Origin of the sequence: Solibacillus palustris, assembly GCF_022549215.1 — a bacterium.
Lineage (GTDB): Bacteria > Bacillota > Bacilli > Bacillales_A > Planococcaceae > Solibacillus > Solibacillus daqui.
In genome coordinates, this window is the sequence record NZ_JAKZFC010000004.1 from 105,412 (window position 1) to 120,846 (window position 15,435).

16 protein-coding genes are annotated in these 15,435 nt (G+C 35.3%); 12 read left to right on the forward strand and 4 right to left on the reverse strand.

Annotated features, from left to right (window positions below):
* The first annotated feature begins 142 nt into the window (after positions 1-142).
* Positions 143-1,939 carry a M3 family oligoendopeptidase gene (locus LZ480_RS11855; protein ID WP_241369655.1) on the forward strand — a complete coding sequence of 599 codons (1,797 nt, stop codon included), beginning with the start codon at positions 143-145 and terminating at the stop codon, positions 1,937-1,939.
* Positions 1,940-1,987: 48 nt separating this feature from the next.
* Here LZ480_RS11855 and LZ480_RS11860 read toward each other — a convergent pair whose 3' ends face one another.
* Positions 1,988-3,052 carry a nucleoid-associated protein gene (locus LZ480_RS11860; RefSeq protein ID WP_241369656.1) on the reverse strand — a complete coding sequence of 355 codons (1,065 nt, stop codon included), beginning with the start codon at positions 3,050-3,052 and terminating at the stop codon, positions 1,988-1,990.
* Between the two features lie 624 nt (positions 3,053-3,676).
* Here LZ480_RS11860 and LZ480_RS11865 point away from each other — a divergent pair.
* From LZ480_RS11865 to LZ480_RS11870, 4 genes are all read left to right on the forward strand, one after another.
* On the forward strand, positions 3,677-4,183 hold the full coding sequence (locus tag LZ480_RS11865) for a hypothetical protein (protein WP_241369657.1): 507 nt from the start codon (positions 3,677-3,679) through the stop codon (positions 4,181-4,183).
* Positions 4,184-4,362: 179 nt separating this feature from the next.
* On the forward strand, positions 4,363-4,620 hold the full coding sequence (locus LZ480_RS20080) for an ArsB/NhaD family transporter (RefSeq protein ID WP_408641617.1): 258 nt from the start codon (positions 4,363-4,365) through the stop codon (positions 4,618-4,620).
* 6 nt (positions 4,621-4,626) lie between these two features.
* Positions 4,627-4,800, forward strand: coding sequence for an ArsB/NhaD family transporter (locus LZ480_RS20085; protein ID WP_408641615.1), 174 nt, complete (start codon positions 4,627-4,629; stop codon positions 4,798-4,800).
* Positions 4,801-4,847: 47 nt separating this feature from the next.
* Positions 4,848-5,525: a hypothetical protein gene (locus tag LZ480_RS11870; RefSeq protein ID WP_241369658.1), complete on the forward strand. Its 678-nt coding sequence runs from the start codon at positions 4,848-4,850 to the stop codon at positions 5,523-5,525.
* A 1,057-nt stretch (positions 5,526-6,582) separates the two neighbouring features.
* Here the strand turns inward: LZ480_RS11870 and LZ480_RS11875 are convergent.
* Together LZ480_RS11875 and LZ480_RS11880 are read right to left on the reverse strand one after the other, a co-directional pair.
* Positions 6,583-7,941: an arsenic transporter gene (locus LZ480_RS11875; protein WP_241369659.1), complete on the reverse strand. Its 1,359-nt coding sequence runs from the start codon at positions 7,939-7,941 to the stop codon at positions 6,583-6,585.
* A 388-nt stretch (positions 7,942-8,329) separates the two neighbouring features.
* Entirely contained in the window at positions 8,330-8,638 is a 309-nt protein-coding gene (locus tag LZ480_RS11880; RefSeq protein WP_241369660.1) for an IS110 family transposase, read from the reverse strand.
* 681 nt (positions 8,639-9,319) lie between these two features.
* Between LZ480_RS11880 and LZ480_RS20090 the strand changes: the two genes are divergently transcribed.
* From LZ480_RS20090 to LZ480_RS11905, 6 genes are all read left to right on the forward strand, one after another.
* On the forward strand, positions 9,320-9,397 hold the full coding sequence (locus LZ480_RS20090; RefSeq protein WP_408641618.1) for an IS3 family transposase: 78 nt from the start codon (positions 9,320-9,322) through the stop codon (positions 9,395-9,397).
* Between the two features lie 508 nt (positions 9,398-9,905).
* The gene (locus LZ480_RS11885) at positions 9,906-10,502 is read left to right on the forward strand and encodes a YpjP family protein (protein ID WP_241369661.1); all 597 of its coding nucleotides are present in this window, start codon (positions 9,906-9,908) and stop codon (positions 10,500-10,502) included.
* 315 nt (positions 10,503-10,817) lie between these two features.
* Positions 10,818-11,009, forward strand: a complete 192-nt coding sequence (locus LZ480_RS11890; protein WP_241369662.1) for an ABC transporter permease — start codon at positions 10,818-10,820, stop codon at positions 11,007-11,009.
* Between the two features lie 170 nt (positions 11,010-11,179).
* On the forward strand, positions 11,180-11,896 hold the full coding sequence (locus LZ480_RS11895; RefSeq protein ID WP_241369663.1) for a class I SAM-dependent methyltransferase: 717 nt from the start codon (positions 11,180-11,182) through the stop codon (positions 11,894-11,896).
* Positions 11,897-12,045: 149 nt separating this feature from the next.
* Positions 12,046-13,026, forward strand: a complete 981-nt coding sequence (locus LZ480_RS11900; protein WP_241369664.1) for a thymidylate synthase — start codon at positions 12,046-12,048, stop codon at positions 13,024-13,026.
* 13 nt (positions 13,027-13,039) lie between these two features.
* Positions 13,040-13,510 (forward strand): dihydrofolate reductase, encoded by a 471-nt coding sequence (locus tag LZ480_RS11905; protein ID WP_241369665.1) that lies wholly within the window; start codon positions 13,040-13,042, stop codon positions 13,508-13,510.
* 192 nt (positions 13,511-13,702) lie between these two features.
* Here the strand turns inward: LZ480_RS11905 and trhA are convergent, their stop codons facing one another.
* Positions 13,703-14,344, reverse strand: a complete 642-nt coding sequence (gene trhA / locus LZ480_RS11910; protein ID WP_241369666.1) for a PAQR family membrane homeostasis protein TrhA — start codon at positions 14,342-14,344, stop codon at positions 13,703-13,705.
* A 199-nt stretch (positions 14,345-14,543) separates the two neighbouring features.
* On the opposite strand from trhA, the gene LZ480_RS11915 reads away from it, so the two are divergent.
* Positions 14,544-15,389, forward strand: a complete 846-nt coding sequence (locus LZ480_RS11915; protein WP_241369667.1) for a DegV family protein — start codon at positions 14,544-14,546, stop codon at positions 15,387-15,389.
* The last annotated feature ends 46 nt before the right edge of the window (positions 15,390-15,435 follow it).

A 15,435-nucleotide genomic window follows, 5' to 3' on the forward strand; every position in this document is an offset into this window, starting at 1 on the left:
ATTGATAAGCCTACATGATTTCTTTATATAGAAATTGTGTAGGTTATTTTTTATTTCAATTTCCGAAATAAATACGAGATTTTTTTACGAAAGTTTAGTAAAATGGGAATTGAATTACAATTCTGAAAGTGAGGCGTTTTACATGACAATCACAACGTATCCACAAGTATGGGACTTAGATGTATTTTTCCCAGGAGGCTCAGCTTCACCCGAGTTAAAACAGCATATTGAAAACTTGAAACCAAAGTTTGATGTATTAAAAGAAAAGGTGGATCGATTAGAAATCCCAACTTCTACAGATGCTGCTCCAACGTTATTATCAATTTTAGAGAGCATTAAAGAAACGTTTATGCACATTTCACAAGCGGGTGCGATGCTTTCGTGTTTAACAGCGCAAGATATTAATGACCGTGAAGCACTTTTATTACAAGGTCAATTATCAGGAATTGCGGCAAACTTCTCGCCGATTTTAGAAAGCTTCAACCAAAAGCTTGGTCAAATCGAGCAAGCAACATTTGATGAATTAGTGAATGACACAGATTTAAACGAATTTGAGTTTATTTTAACGGAATGGCGCGAACACTCAAAAGAGTCATTGTCTGAAGAAGAAGAAGCATTAATTTCAGCGTTAGGTGTAGATGGTTACAGTTCATGGGGTCAGTTATATAGTATGCTAATTGGCGACATTAAAGTGGAAGTAGAAGTGGACGGCGAGAAAAAATTATTATCAGTCGGTCAAGCGAATAACCTATCTTCTCATAAAGATCGCACAGTGCGTAAAGCGGCGTTTGATGCGTTGGAGAACGTGTTTACAGAGCGTGAGGAATTTTTCGCTAAAACGTTAAACCACTTAGCTGGCTTCCGTTTAGCTGTTTATAAAAAGCGCGGATGGGAATCGGTAACAAAAGAGCCACTACAAATTAACCGTATGAAGCAAGAAACAATCGATGCCATGTGGGGTGCCATTACGTCTCGCAAAGCAACGTTTGCCAACTACTTAACACATAAAGCGAACATGCTTGGCACTGAAAAGTTAGATTGGTTCGATTTTGACGCACCGGTAACGGATTCAACAGCGACAATGCCGTATCAAGAGGGAGCAGAGTTCATTTTAAAACATTTCGGCCGTTTCGGTAAGGAAATGGAAAGCTTTGCACGTAAAGCATTTGAAGATGGTTGGATTGAAGCAGAAGATCGCGACAACAAACGTCCAGGTGGTTTCTGTACAGGCATGCCGTTATCTGAGCAATCACGTATTTTCATGACATACTCAGGTTCAATGTCAAACGTTTCAACATTAGCGCACGAGCTTGGACATGCATTCCATACGTATGCATTACGTCCAGTGCATCCATTAAACCGCCGCTATGCAATGAACGTTGCTGAAACAGCCTCAACATTCGCAGAAATGATCGTAGCCGATGCTGCGGTGCAAGAAGCAACAAATGAACAAGAAAAAATCGCATTATTAGAAGATAAAATCCAACGTTCTGTGGCATTCTTCATGAATATCCATGCACGCTACTTATTTGAAACAAGCTTCTATGAAGAGCGAAAAAACGGTGTTGTATCAACAAAACGTATCAATGAGCTAATGGAAGAAGCACAAATTGAGGCACATGCAGGAGGCTTAGGCGAAACACACCCACACTTCTGGGCATCAAAAATGCATTTTTACATTACTGGCGTGCCATTCTACAACTTCCCGTATACATTCGGTTACCTTTTCTCTTTAAGCATTTACGCAAAAGCGAAAGAAGAGGGTACAGGCTTCGAGGAAAAATACATGGCGTTACTACGCGACACAGCGATTATGACAGTAGAAGACCTTGCGATGAAACATTTAGGTGAGGACATTACAAAACAAGACTTCTGGTTAAAAGGCATCGCACTATGTGAAGAAGATGTAGTAGAATTTATTGCATTAACTTCGAAATAATAAAACAGGCTGCTACGCAATTTGACGTAGCAGCCTGATTTTTTACTATTATAATGTTTTCTTACGCAATTTAAAGTCAACTGCATCGGCATCACGAATGGTAATTGTAAATGTGCCGTTTACTTGGTCTTGATGTACTTCGATTTTGTCGTCTAAACGTTTGTCATAACGGAAAAATATTTCACCTTCAGCAGATTTATAAATAACATTTAAATCATCACGCTTTACTTCGAACATAGGGGTGAAATCTGGGTTGCGATCTGTGAATTCGTTAATGAATAATTTCGCGCCTTGCTCGACAAAATTCTCGTCATTATTTTCCGGTGCAATGGCTGTGTATATATTGTGTACGGATGCATCTAGCTCGACATATTTTCCGTGTTCAAATTCATCATCAATGACACGTTGTAGGCGCGGCTTTTCTTCGTCTTCCATAGATTCAGCTATTTTTTCGTACAATTCCTTCATCAGCATTTTTGTTTTCTTTTTGTCAGATGCAATAGGTGTTGCTTGTAGGAATGTTTCCATGAAAAACTTTGCAGGCTCACCGTCTGATTGCTTATCAAGAACATAGACGTTTTCTTCAAGTGGGTTATAATCCATGCGAATCAATGCACATTTTTGCACGCGGCTAGTGGCGTCAGGTAAAATGTTTTCTATGGTTGACAGTTCTAACGTTTCTAAATCAATTTGAACGGCGTCTTTTGGATCTAGTTTTAACAATAAAATATAATTCTCACCAATCATTTCAAGATGCGCAACGAACACTGAGCCATTTGAATTCGATACATTCTGCATAATTTGATAGAGCTTGTTCGAAAGGTCATTTGCTAGCGACAAAAAGTGTGTATCATCGGTAAATTCAATATAACGATTCATTTTTGTTAAAATGTCGTTGTCGCGATCTAAAAACTTACATGCGACCGCTTTTGGGCTGTTCATAGTCGCATCAATATAGCTTTCGAAAAATTCGCTATAAACACCTGATTCAAGTTGTGTTAAGTCCATTGTTTGACTTGCTGATACAAATCGGCTTTGCTGCATATCAAGCAATGTTACCGCCATTCGCTTCATTTTGATGGCTAATGTTGTTTCTTCTTGTAATTCTGTCATTTTCCCGTACTCCTTTACTTCACATTCACTTAGTATATCGAACAAACGATGTAAGCTCAATTCTTTACAAATACGAACGTATATGCTAGTATAATAATGTGCTATTTTAGGTAGTACTATAAATAAATTGGCATTTCTGCTAGTGTTTTTGAGGATACTTATTCACACTGGCGCAAGCTTAAGGGCTGCAAGGACATAGTAGCAGGTAGGGACTATGTTGCTTAAGTTAGAAAAGATTAGTGGAATTTTACCGCGGTTAAAACAGAAGGACATGCACTTCTAATGATATTAATTCCCCGGATGATCGGGTTGAGACTTACATTTATTTATACAACTATCTATTAAATACTAAAGGGGGTTCCTGACATTCAGGAGCCCCCTTGTCCAATATATTAGGCAACTACATACATGTGGTTGCTTTTTACATTGGACAAAATAAAAATCCTTTCAGCTGCATAAGCCGAGTGTGATTTTTGCATTTTGATTCTATTCCCAGTTTCCAGTATAAATAACCGACATACACTAGGCAGAAAAGTATATTCTTTTCTAAATGGGCATTTCCAATAGGTTAATTTTTCAAGTACACATACAGATAGCAAGACAATAAAAATGGGAGGGAAAAGAATGAACAAAAAAATGCTTATGTCATTAGTTGATAAAGTTGTAAAGGTGGATCGAGGAGGTCCAGAATCGCGAGTTGGAAAGTTATTGACAGCTGGAGACGATCATTTTGTGTTACTAACAGAAAAAGACGGTATCGTTTATTATAGAACGCAACACATTAAAAGCATTACCCACAATACAAGAGAGGGTATGGAATTTAATGTTGAAGTTCCAGAGGATCAAACTTATTTACTGCCAACTGATTTTAGATCAGCTGTCAGTAATTTACATCATCAATGGGTGAAAATAAATCGTGGTGGACCAGAAATGTTAGAAGGAATAATGGATGAGGTCACAGATGATTATATTACCATTTTCTCAAAAGATGAAATTATCCGTCTTGCCATGTATCACGTTCGTAATATTAGTTTAGGAACGACTAGTAAAAAAGAAAAGGAAGCTAATAAGGACGAGAACACTGAAGGCAATAACGATAAGGAAAGAAGTTCTAGAAATCGAAAAAGCTAATGTTTTTTTGTATACAGTTTGGCTATAGAAAGGAGGAAGGAATTTGATTATGCTCCTTTACTTCTCTATCATTGGTGGTTTATTTTATAAACTATTTCTTGCTACACCTATAGATCGTAGCCAAGAGATTACAATAAATTCTACTCATTACAACTCCAATCATTATACACATAGTCAAAATCCTTCATTTTAAACCTCATCAAGTATTACCTTATTTAATTTCAGGGGCACTGATTGCTACAGCTGCTAGTGCTCCTATTCCGGTAAGTAATATTTCTAATCTGATTGCTCTAGAAATTGTTGGGCTAAGTTTAAATAGTTACGTGGAAATGGTTTTTGTCCCATCAATGACTGGAATTATTACTATTACGCTTTTGTTAAATTTCTATTTTAAAAGTCTATCCCCAAAAGAACGAAACCTATTCCGATCAATATGAATATAAATGAACAGCTGTTGCATTCTCACCCATATAGGTGCACTATTAACGCCTATAGGAACTATAGCAACGCTCTTTCGGATGTTTATTTTAAAAAAACATGGAATCTTAATTACTTTGGGTAATTATCTAAAGGTAACCATTCTGGTAATCCCTAGGCTTAATTGTAAGCTTATTTAGTTTATATATATGGGTCGCCTTAATATTTGAAAAGAGGAGGGGAGACATTGAAAAATTTGATTCATGATATAGATAAAGTAATTGTTAAAGTGGAAATAACAGGGAAAAATATACTTAGAGGAATATTAATAGATAGTAGTAGCGAGTTAGTTGTATTATTTAACGGTAAAGAATATTTTTATATTCCTTATCGTCATATTCATGAGATAAAAATAGATTACTTTAACGAAGATGGTCTCAAAATCCCATCAATTGATACACAGCATAAACTATTTAACGGTATCAATGAAGAAATGACGTTTGAAAAAGTTCTTACAAATTCTATTGGGACCTATTTAGAAGTCCACGTGTTAAATAACCAGCCATTACATGGATATATATCCAATATACTAAAGGATTATATTGTATTCCAATCTCCCATTTACAAAAAGTTACTTGTTTCAATGAAACATATAAAGACAATAATTCCTTATAATAACAACCTGAAACCGTATCAATTATCAGACAATGAGTTTTTTATTGAAGAATGTAACGAAAATTTCCAAGATACTTTTGAAGCACAAATTGGAAATTTAAGAAATAAACTAACCGTATTAAATGTAAGTGAAAAGAATAATTTTACCGGAGTTATAACTGATGTAAATGGGTCAATTATTGAGTTTCGATCAGCTAAGGATAACTTCTATTATAATATTCAGCATATAAAAACGATACACACGTCTTAATGTGAGTAACGAGTTAATTTTTTATTGAATAATAATAAGTACAATGTATTTCATTTGTATAAATGGATTTCACAAGCAATTAAATGTACCTATAAGATGGACACTTTTGAAAAAGTCCTTCTTGTAGGGTACTTTTGTATATCATGAAAAAAGATGTTGGAGCTGATCAAAAATGACAAAAAAGATTCTTATCGAAATAACCAAGCACTACGAAAGGGAAATTCTTAAGTAATATCAGTCACCGATAAATCAATTATTAACCTACCCGCAAAGAGCGAAGGTAACGAAGAAACACCGTACATGCATGTCGGAACGAAATAAAGCGCAACTTCAAGCAAGGTGTGGCAGGGAAAGTATTGCTAACAAACATCACGCATTTGACGTATCAAAACGGAAACGTGCTAATTTATCAACGATTAAAAACACCTAAACGAACGAAATTTTAGCTCATGAGGGGGCAGATTATCTATCCTTAGATAATGACCTCAATATGCTAAAGAAATTAAGGAAACATAATGGTTTAGCAGAAGTGGCCATTATTCCCTGAGATCAAGGGTTCTATTATACAAGTACGATCTATCAAGCATTAGTGAAGAAAATGGGCATAGAACGGTCCATGTCATGCCGTGGAAAAAGTTGGGATAAGGCGCCTCAAGAATCATTTTTTGGCCATATTATATAAGAAACATTTATAAAAGATTGCGTAACACTGGTAGAAGTAAAATGAAAAATCAAGAGTTACATTACATAATATAATAACTATCGAGAGTAATGAAGATTTATAAACTGCCGCCTGTAAAATACAGACAGCAGCTTCAACAAGTTTCCTAAGCTTTTTCAAAATGTCCATTACAAAGGGGACACTTTAAACTTAATATGACTTTCACATTTTTTCATAAGCTAGCATATATTATAAAGAAGGAAGGCAATGTTTATATGAAAATACTACTCTAATCAAAGGTAATCTTTATATTTAGTAGCTCAACTAATAAATATAAAGATTATTGACATTATAGGCTGAAAAATGGTTGGATATTTAAAAAGTAAAATTATTCTTTTACTTAAGAAAAACTAATTGAACCCAATAGAAGAGCAGAAAAAGTGTGAATACTGTTGTAATTGGAATAACAATCATTGAAACGCTTAAATATTCTTTCCATTTCACTTTAATTTTATTTTGCTTTAAAATATGCATCCAGATGAGCGATGCTAGAGTTCCAATCGGTAATAATAATGACCCTATATCACTACCAATAATATTAGCAAGATAAATCGTTTTTAATGTGATCGGGTCTAGCCCCATTTCTGTTAACGTAATGGTTCCAATCATTAATGCTGGATGATTGTTAAAAATATTAGATAAAATTGAAACTAATCCACCCATAATAAAGCTTGCTTGGAATAATCCTTGATTTACGATGGGCTCACAAAATTGAACGAGTATTTCTGTCAAACCGATATTATGCAATCCATATATGAGAACATACATTGAGAAAGCAAAGATTAAAATATGCCAAGGTGTTTTCTTTAAAATGTCGATTGGATTTGTACCTAATTGATACCATCTCCAAACCAGTAGAACGACTGAACCAAGTACAGCAACTAGCGCGATTGGAATAGCGAAGTATGAAGCAACGAAAAGTAAGCATCTGATGATAAAAACAAACAATAACACTTTTAACATAAGTTTTGTTCGCTTCTTTTTTGTATCAACTGAAATAGTTCCTTTTAATGAATGATATTGCTTAGTGAAAAATAACTCTTCAATATCATACGCCGTATCTGGTAACTTCTTTGGTAATTTCTTTTTTATAACGATAAACATAATGTATGACATAAATAATAAACCAATTGTTGCAGGTACGAACATCATTGCAGTATGCATATAAAGTGTCATATGGATAATTTCTAATGCGATTAGATTCACGATATTACTAACACCAATCGGTGCACTGGAAGCTGTTGCAATTAGAGCTCCACTTAATAAATAGGGAATCATTTGGTGTGGTTTTAGACGAAGATTTCTTAAGAGTAAAATTAAAATGGGAGTTGTAATTAAAATGCTACCATCATTATTAAATAATAGGGTCATTAAAAAGCAAAGTAGTTGAATATACCAGTATAGCCTGTATCCTGATCCTTTAGACAATACCGCTAACCGTGCAGCTGCCCAGTGGAAAAATCCAAAACTTTCTAAGATAACTGCCATAACGATTGTCGCCATAATGGTTATGGAAGCCCCTCCAATTTTATCAATGATATCCATAACATCACCTTGTGACACAGTCCCTGTTAATAAAATAACTCCTGCACCGAATGCAGCCGGCCAGGTTTCATTTAAACCACCTGGTCTCCAAAATATAATTGATATCGTCATTAAGAAAACGAAAATGGTTAATCCTATTTCAAATGTCATGATTCTATTCCTCCCTCTATAAATGTTGATATATCAATAACTAACGCCATTTTTGAATGCCATAAAATTATTTTCGACATATATATTTATCAGAATTTCGTAAGTGTCGATTTTTTTAACAATCTAATTGAAAGCTCCACTAAATTAATAACTATTTAATGGGTATTTATTCCTTTATCCAGTACGATACTTAAATGCACTTTTGAATCTCTGCTTTGCTTAAAATGTCGGGCCTCACGTAGTTTACAATTACCTTGTTTAGAAATGCGCTTTTGTCCATTTTGCTGAACAGGAGAGTTTTCGCGTAATGTGAGCCACGCTAGATTAATTAATTGGAGTAGATCTTTAAGTAAACACTAAACGGGAAATGACGAACGCATCCTTTTGGTTATTTTTTTGTCTGAAGGTTGACATCTAATTTCTTCGAGCTATTGAAGTACATTGGATCGCCCATTACAAATGGAATCAGGTAGTTGTTAATAAACGATGCTAAGTTCATCCAATATTGACCTGTTGATTCGAAACCTACCGGGATTCCTTGTTTTTCATGTGATGCTTTTAATGTAAGCAGATGTTCATAAAACGCTTCAAATTCGATACGTGACTGTAAGATTGGAAATGATTTTTGGAGCACACGGCCAAGAACATCGATAGCACAAGCGATATGATTGTGTTTGGCGATGTCGATGCCGATCACGAGTGTATTTTCAGAAACTGATTTATTTTTTCATTCGTATTAAAATTCATTAAACGGAGTCCGCTCTGTAGATGTATGAGTCAATGACCGTTGACACTCAAGCATCTTACAGGAGGGCTTTTTTGTTTTTATGTCCCCGAAAATGTTTCTAACAAAAATCCTTGGAATGGTAACACTTTTGAACAACTTTTTTAAGGGTTTCTTTTAAGCATAAGGGACGGACAGGTTGCTTGAGATGGAGTCTCTATAGGTATGATTCGTTGCGCCAAGAATCCTGCTAGATAGGGGGTGACTTAGCCAAGTGAGGCTATCATGCCCAATGCTCCATATAAAGCCCTTCTTAGTTGAAGGAGATAGTAATTGATTCTTATTCTCTATAAAAACTGTCCATTAAGTGTAGCCTATCAACCTCCTTTCTCTTCGAAATAATTGGATTTTTCATTATAAAAATAAACTTCTTTATATGTATACTCATCCTTACTAAAAGTAACTGGATAAATATCTAAAGAATAGAAAATATATGTCTCTTCAGAACAAATAATGGAACTAATTGAAAAGGAATCATATGATACATAACTTGTCTTGTAAGTGAAATTAGATGATGCTGTCATGGAGAACTCTTTGGTTTATAAACGGCTGAATTACCTTATTATCAAGGATTTGAAATAAGGCAATTCAGAAGTGGAGCAATATATTTATTATTACTACCACAAACGAGTCAAGGGGAAGTTAAAAGGAATGAGCCCTATTCAATACTGAACTAACTCCCATTCCAATTGTTTATAGGGCTTTTTAAAATGTGTCAGTAATACAAAAAAAGATTGAAGCTTAATAGAAGCCTCAATCTTTCCACCTTACCTATTTCCGTACATATGCCGCTTATAGTATTTGTTTGCTCCAATTAGCCTCAGAGCGACTCAAATCAGGGTCACACCTGCTCCAATATAAAGCATTAGTATACATTAAATGAAATTCAAAAATAATAGCTGAAACTGTATGATGCGGCATTTTACAAACGAATTGTTTTTTGTATGCACTTATACTAAATTAGTCCGTGAAGCATAAAGAAGTCATATAACCAAGCATACATAATAAGCCTAAGCCGATTGCAATTGTCATAATTTTGTAAACCTCCCTTAAATAACTCACAATATCTTCCTTTTTATTGTACAATGTTTATAAGGAAGATGAAACCTTTTCTTAGGACATACGTATATATTTATAGAAGAAGTTTAAAAATTATACATAATTAAAGTAGGTGGAAATTATGAAAAAATGGCTTTATAAATCACTTGTAGCATCCGTTGCATTTTTAACATTAGGTCTGATAACGCCAAATCATGAAATTTGGGCAAATTTTGACGAAGACCGTGGTAATAACAAACCCATTATTGACCGCCAAACAGATAACCAAATTTCAGCAGCTTATCAGCTAGATGAAATCATTGTTGCCCAACAGCAATTACCGACTGTTGATACATTCATTGATGCAGCGAAAGAACAGTCATACATAAAATTTGGTACACGCATTGGGCCAGTAATTGAAGATGAATTTGAGACGAATATTTTCCCTAAAATCGAAGAAGCTATTGCTATGACAGTGGATCGACTTGGTGTAGAATCTCTATCCAACTTAAGTATTTCTGAAAAACCGAGTGGCGAGTATTCAGAGAAAATTTTCCACATTGTCAATAACGATTCAAAAAAGGATGTCATTCGCTTCCACGTGCGTACAGAAAACCGCCCGTTCGAAGGCTATTACTATAATTTCCATTACCACACAATTGAAGATAATTATCAAACGCACTACACCCTAGGGGATATATACTGGAGCAAAAACACTCCGCCTAAGTGGTTGTCATAATATTGATAGGTACTTTTATAAATAGTAAGTCGTATTATTACTAGAGAATCTGAAAAACAGACTAATTCACACGTTGAATGTAGTCTGTTTTTTCTTGTCTCAAAAATTAATGTATGGTGATTTTACTTAACAATGTGATGTCCCATCCATTCCCAAAGTGTATTTATAGAGCCAAAGTGTAAAAAATTTTTTTATCAAAAAGGAGGTTTTAGTAGTGAATTTTTTTGTGCAACGATGTAAAATAAGTGTATACACATTTTTGCAGTCGATTAATTATGCTGCAAAATGTAAAATTATACCAAAGGGGGACTGCCGATGATAACCGGTCAGTTAGAGCGAGCATTCCAATTAGCGGAAAAACATAAGCTCGACGTAAATACAATTTTAGAATTAAACAAAGTAATTGCAAAGGAAGTAAACAATTCAGTAAAAGTGGAGGAGAAGATTTTACTTCAAATCATTCAATTACTTGAAAACAACAAAACCATTCTTAGGGAGGCAACATAAAAATTGGAAAAAACAATTGAGCTATATGATGATTTAGACACATTTGATTAAAGGCGCTACTCAACCCATGTAAAACGAGTAGCGCCTTTAATTATGCAATTTTTTATACATATTGTATAAATTGTGGTAAAATATAACAAAAAATGTAGTACAAGAGAGTAGGTATTTAGATGATTCCATTAGTGTACGATCAAGTGAATAGCAGGGGGATAGATGAAGATTTCTATCTAGTTTTATTAAATAAAATTGATGTAAAAACGATTGCAGATTTGGGTTGTGGCACAGGAAGGTTGACTACAAAATTTGCGAAACAAGGCTATCAAATTACCGCAATTGACCCAAATGAAGAAGCGATTTCGTATGCAAAAAGTAAACCAAATGTAGGGAGTATTACGTGGATTGTTGGAGATAGCTCAAATTTACATACAGCAGCATATGACGCAGTGATCATGACGGCTAATGTTGCGCAAGTATTTCTTACAGATGAAAGTTGGCAACATGTAATTTCAGATGCATACCACGCATTAAAGCCTGGCGGACACTTCATTTTTGATACACGTAATCCACTAGCAAAAGCGTGGGAAGAGTGGCAGCTAGATGATACCCCTGATAGAGCAATAGACCCGTTGACTGGTAATCCACTTGAAATTTGGACGTCTTATGAAGGATTCACGGATGATGTTTTTACATATTATGAAACGGTGAAAAATGCACATACGAATAAAGAGATTATCCATCTAAAAATGCAACTAATATTTAGAGCGAAAGAAACAATCGAATCCTCGTTACAAAAAGTAGGCTTTAAAACAACGAATGTCTATGCAGATTGGGCATTGAAGCAAGCCACTTCAACAGCAAACTCTTTTATTTTCCACTGTATCAAGTAATTAGGCTTTAATTGATGAACTGTAGTGAAAGCATAGATGTTTTTTGCTATAGTTTTTTTCTGTTGAGAGATTCCCGACATAACTGCCTATACAAATTTGGGTACCATACTTATATAATAGAACGATACAGTTATCAAGGAGTGAACATTTTGACAAACCAAGCAGACCAAGAATATTTAAAGCTTCTTCAACACATTTTAGACAATGGCACAGACAAATCCGACCGCACAGGAACAGGTACGAGAAGCGTATTTGGCTATCAAATGCGTTTTGATTTATCTAAAGGCTTCCCGCTTTTAACAACAAAGCGTGTAGGTTTTAAGACTGTGGCAAGCGAACTATTATGGTTTATTAAAGGAGACACAAATATTCGCTATTTACTTCAAAATAAAAACCACATTTGGGACGAATGGGCATTCAAAAAATGGGTGGAATCAGATGAATATCAAGGTCCAGAGATGACAGATTTCGGCCGCCGTGCAATAGTCGACGAAGCATTTAACACTGAGTATCAAAAGGAGTTAGCTTCATTTTGCGAGCGCGTATTAAACGATGATGAATTCGCACGTAAATACGGTGATTTAGGAAATGTCTATGGTAAACAATGGCGCAATTGGACAACCTCAGAGGGGGAATCACTAGATCAGCTGCAAGATGCCATCAATCAAATTAAAAATAATCCTGATTCTCGCCGCATCATTGTCAATGCATGGAACCCAGAGGACGTAATTGATGCTGGGGCAAAGGGAAGTAAGGCAGCATTACCACCTTGTCATGCGATGTTCCAGTTTTATGTAACAAATGGCAAACTAAGCTGTATGTTAACACAACGTAGTGGTGATACTTTTTTAGGGATTCCATTTAATATTGCTAGCTACGCATTATTAACGCATTTAATCGCACATGAATGCGGCCTTGAAGTAGGGGAATTTGTTCACAGTATTGGAGATGCACATATTTACGCAAACCACTTTGAGCAAGTAAAAGAACAGCTAGCACGTGCACCTAAAACATTGCCAACATTAAAGCTAAACACAAACAAGCAATCGATTTTTGATTTTGAGTTAGAGGATGTTTCAGTGGAAGGTTATGACCCACATCCATCAATTAAAGCACCGATTGCCGTGTAAAGGAGGAAAAGCAATGATTTCATTAATCGTGGCACATGATAAAAACTATGTTATCGGCTATGAAAACGATATGCCTTGGCATTTACCGGGTGATTTACAGTACTTTAAAGAAATGACAATGGGGAAGCCAATCATTATGGGGCGTAAAACGTTTGAATCCATTGGTCGTGCATTACCTGGTCGTCGTAATATCGTGATTACGCGCAACGAAAATTACACTTCTGAAGGTATTGAAACAGTATCAAGTTTAAATGCCGCGTTGGAATTAGTACAAGATGCTTCAGAAATTATGATCATCGGCGGGGCACAAATTTTTGAGCAAGCAATGTCTATAGCTGAAAAATTATACATTACGCTAATTGACCATGAATTCAACGGGGATACATACTTCCCACGCTACGATGCCTGGCGCTTAACGTCTAGCCAAGAAGCAGTTGATTCTGGCAAAGGTTATACATTCCGTTATTGTATATTTGAGAAATAAGTAAAAGGCTGAACAAAAAGTGAATACTTTTTGTTCAGTCTTTTCACATGTATAAATAATCCGCAATAGACAGTGTTTCAATGGTTGCCTGCAATAGAATAGAAAATCACTACTTCCTGTGACAACGCATTGATACTTAGCGTCGAGCTAACCTCCATCCTTAGTGTAATATTGCCGTTATGTTTTCTTCATCTATAAATAAAAATACACACATCCAACCATGCAACCACAGCCCGCAATAACAAACAAATGCCAAATCGCATGATTATACGGTAGCTTTGTCCACATATAAAAAATCGAGCCAAACGTGAACAACACACCACCGGCAAGTAACAACATAAAGCCATCAAATGTTAAATAACTATAGAGAGGACGAATTAAAAAAATAATCAACCATCCCATCACTATGTACAATGCTAATGAAAACCTCTCAAAACGGTGGATAAACAAAAATTTAAATACAACACCCAAAATTGCTATTGTCCAAATCACACAAAGCATTACGATACCTAACACACCATCAATTGCAATTAGTAAAAAGGGCGTATACGTTCCAGCGATTAATATATAAATAGACGAATGATCTAAAATAGAGAAAACGCGTTTATATTTCTCTGGCATGCTATGTAAAAGTGTAGACATTAAGAATAATAAAATGAGTGACGCACCAAATATAGAAAAGGCCGTAATTTGTTTAGCCGAACCATTTTGTGCAGCATAAATAATAAGCAATATACAGATGGGAATATACAGTAATAGCCCAATTCCGTGTGTTATCGCATTCCAGCGCTCTTCTTTTAATGTTTTATAGTCAAATGCTTCAATTGTTTGCATATTTTTTCACACTCCTTACTTTCTTACAATAATTTAAATAGTGATTGTTTGCGAATGTGCATTGTCATTATGTTATACTGCAATATGTCATACATACAATATGATAATTAGAGTTTCGAAAGAATGACAAACGTCATATTGGTAAAAAAATAGTAATTCTTTATAATAGTAAAGAAGATTTAAAAAGGAAGTGTTTACTTTGACTCAAATCCATATTGTAACGGATTCTACATGTGATTTAACAGATGCAGAAATTAAAAAACACGACATTCATATGGTCCCATTATCAGTGCAAATTGATGACAAGACGTATACAGATCGTGTGAACTTACAGCCGGATACCTTTATTGAATTAATGAACAAAGCAGAAAATTTACCTAAAAGCTCTCAGCCAGCTCCAGGTGTATTTAAGGAAATTTATGATGAGCTAGGTAAGGACGGATCACAAATCATTTCTATTCACATGACTGGTGGTATGAGTGGTACATATCAATCAGCATGTCAAGCTGCGGAAATGTCTGATTCAAATGTGACGGTTGTAGACTCTCGTTATATTGCGTTTGGACTAGCATTCCAAATTCGTGAAGCGATTCGTTTACGTGATGCAGGTGCGAGCGTAGAGGAAATCGTAGCAAGTCTAAATCAAATTCGTGAAAATACACGCCTTTTCGTAGTGTTAGACACATTAGAAAACATGGTAAAAGGTGGGCGTATTGGTAAAGGGAAAGCAGTTGTCAGCTCATTACTAAACATTAAGCCAATTGGACATTTAGATATTGGCGAAGTGACAATTTGCGCTAAGCCTCGTAGCCACAAGCAAGTTGTGAAATTTTTAATCAGTGAATTTGAAAAAGATACAAAAGGTAAAGTAGTAAAATCTGTAGGTATTTCTCATGCCAATTCGTTGGATACGCTAGCAAATCCTTTAATTGAGCAACTACGTGCAACTGGCTATAATGGCGATGTTGAAATGGCTTTCACTTCACCTGTAATTAGTACACATACAGGTGAAGGTGCAATGGGCTTTGTCTATTTTACCGAGTAATTTCTATCGTGTACTGAGCTTAGTTTCAGCGCGCTTCTGTAATGTT

Excerpts from the sequence above, each read along its gene's own strand:
- LZ480_RS11865 (WP_241369657.1), top strand. The coding sequence starts at position 3,677 with ATGAACAAAAAAATGCTTATGTCATTAGTTGATAAAGTTGTAAAGGTG.
- LZ480_RS11860 (WP_241369656.1), bottom strand. The coding sequence starts at position 3,052 with ATGACAGAATTACAAGAAGAAACAACATTAGCCATCAAAATGAAGCGA.
- LZ480_RS11890 (WP_241369662.1), top strand. The coding sequence starts at position 10,818 with ATGATAACCGGTCAGTTAGAGCGAGCATTCCAATTAGCGGAAAAACAT.
- LZ480_RS20085 (WP_408641615.1), top strand. The coding sequence starts at position 4,627 with ATGAACAGCTGTTGCATTCTCACCCATATAGGTGCACTATTAACGCCT.
- LZ480_RS11855 (WP_241369655.1), top strand. The coding sequence starts at position 143 with ATGACAATCACAACGTATCCACAAGTATGGGACTTAGATGTATTTTTC.
- LZ480_RS11905 (WP_241369665.1), top strand. The coding sequence starts at position 13,040 with ATGATTTCATTAATCGTGGCACATGATAAAAACTATGTTATCGGCTAT.
- trhA (WP_241369666.1), bottom strand. The coding sequence starts at position 14,344 with ATGCAAACAATTGAAGCATTTGACTATAAAACATTAAAAGAAGAGCGC.
- LZ480_RS11895 (WP_241369663.1), top strand. The coding sequence starts at position 11,180 with ATGATTCCATTAGTGTACGATCAAGTGAATAGCAGGGGGATAGATGAA.
- LZ480_RS11875 (WP_241369659.1), bottom strand. The coding sequence starts at position 7,941 with ATGACATTTGAAATAGGATTAACCATTTTCGTTTTCTTAATGACGATA.
- LZ480_RS11885 (WP_241369661.1), top strand. The coding sequence starts at position 9,906 with ATGAAAAAATGGCTTTATAAATCACTTGTAGCATCCGTTGCATTTTTA.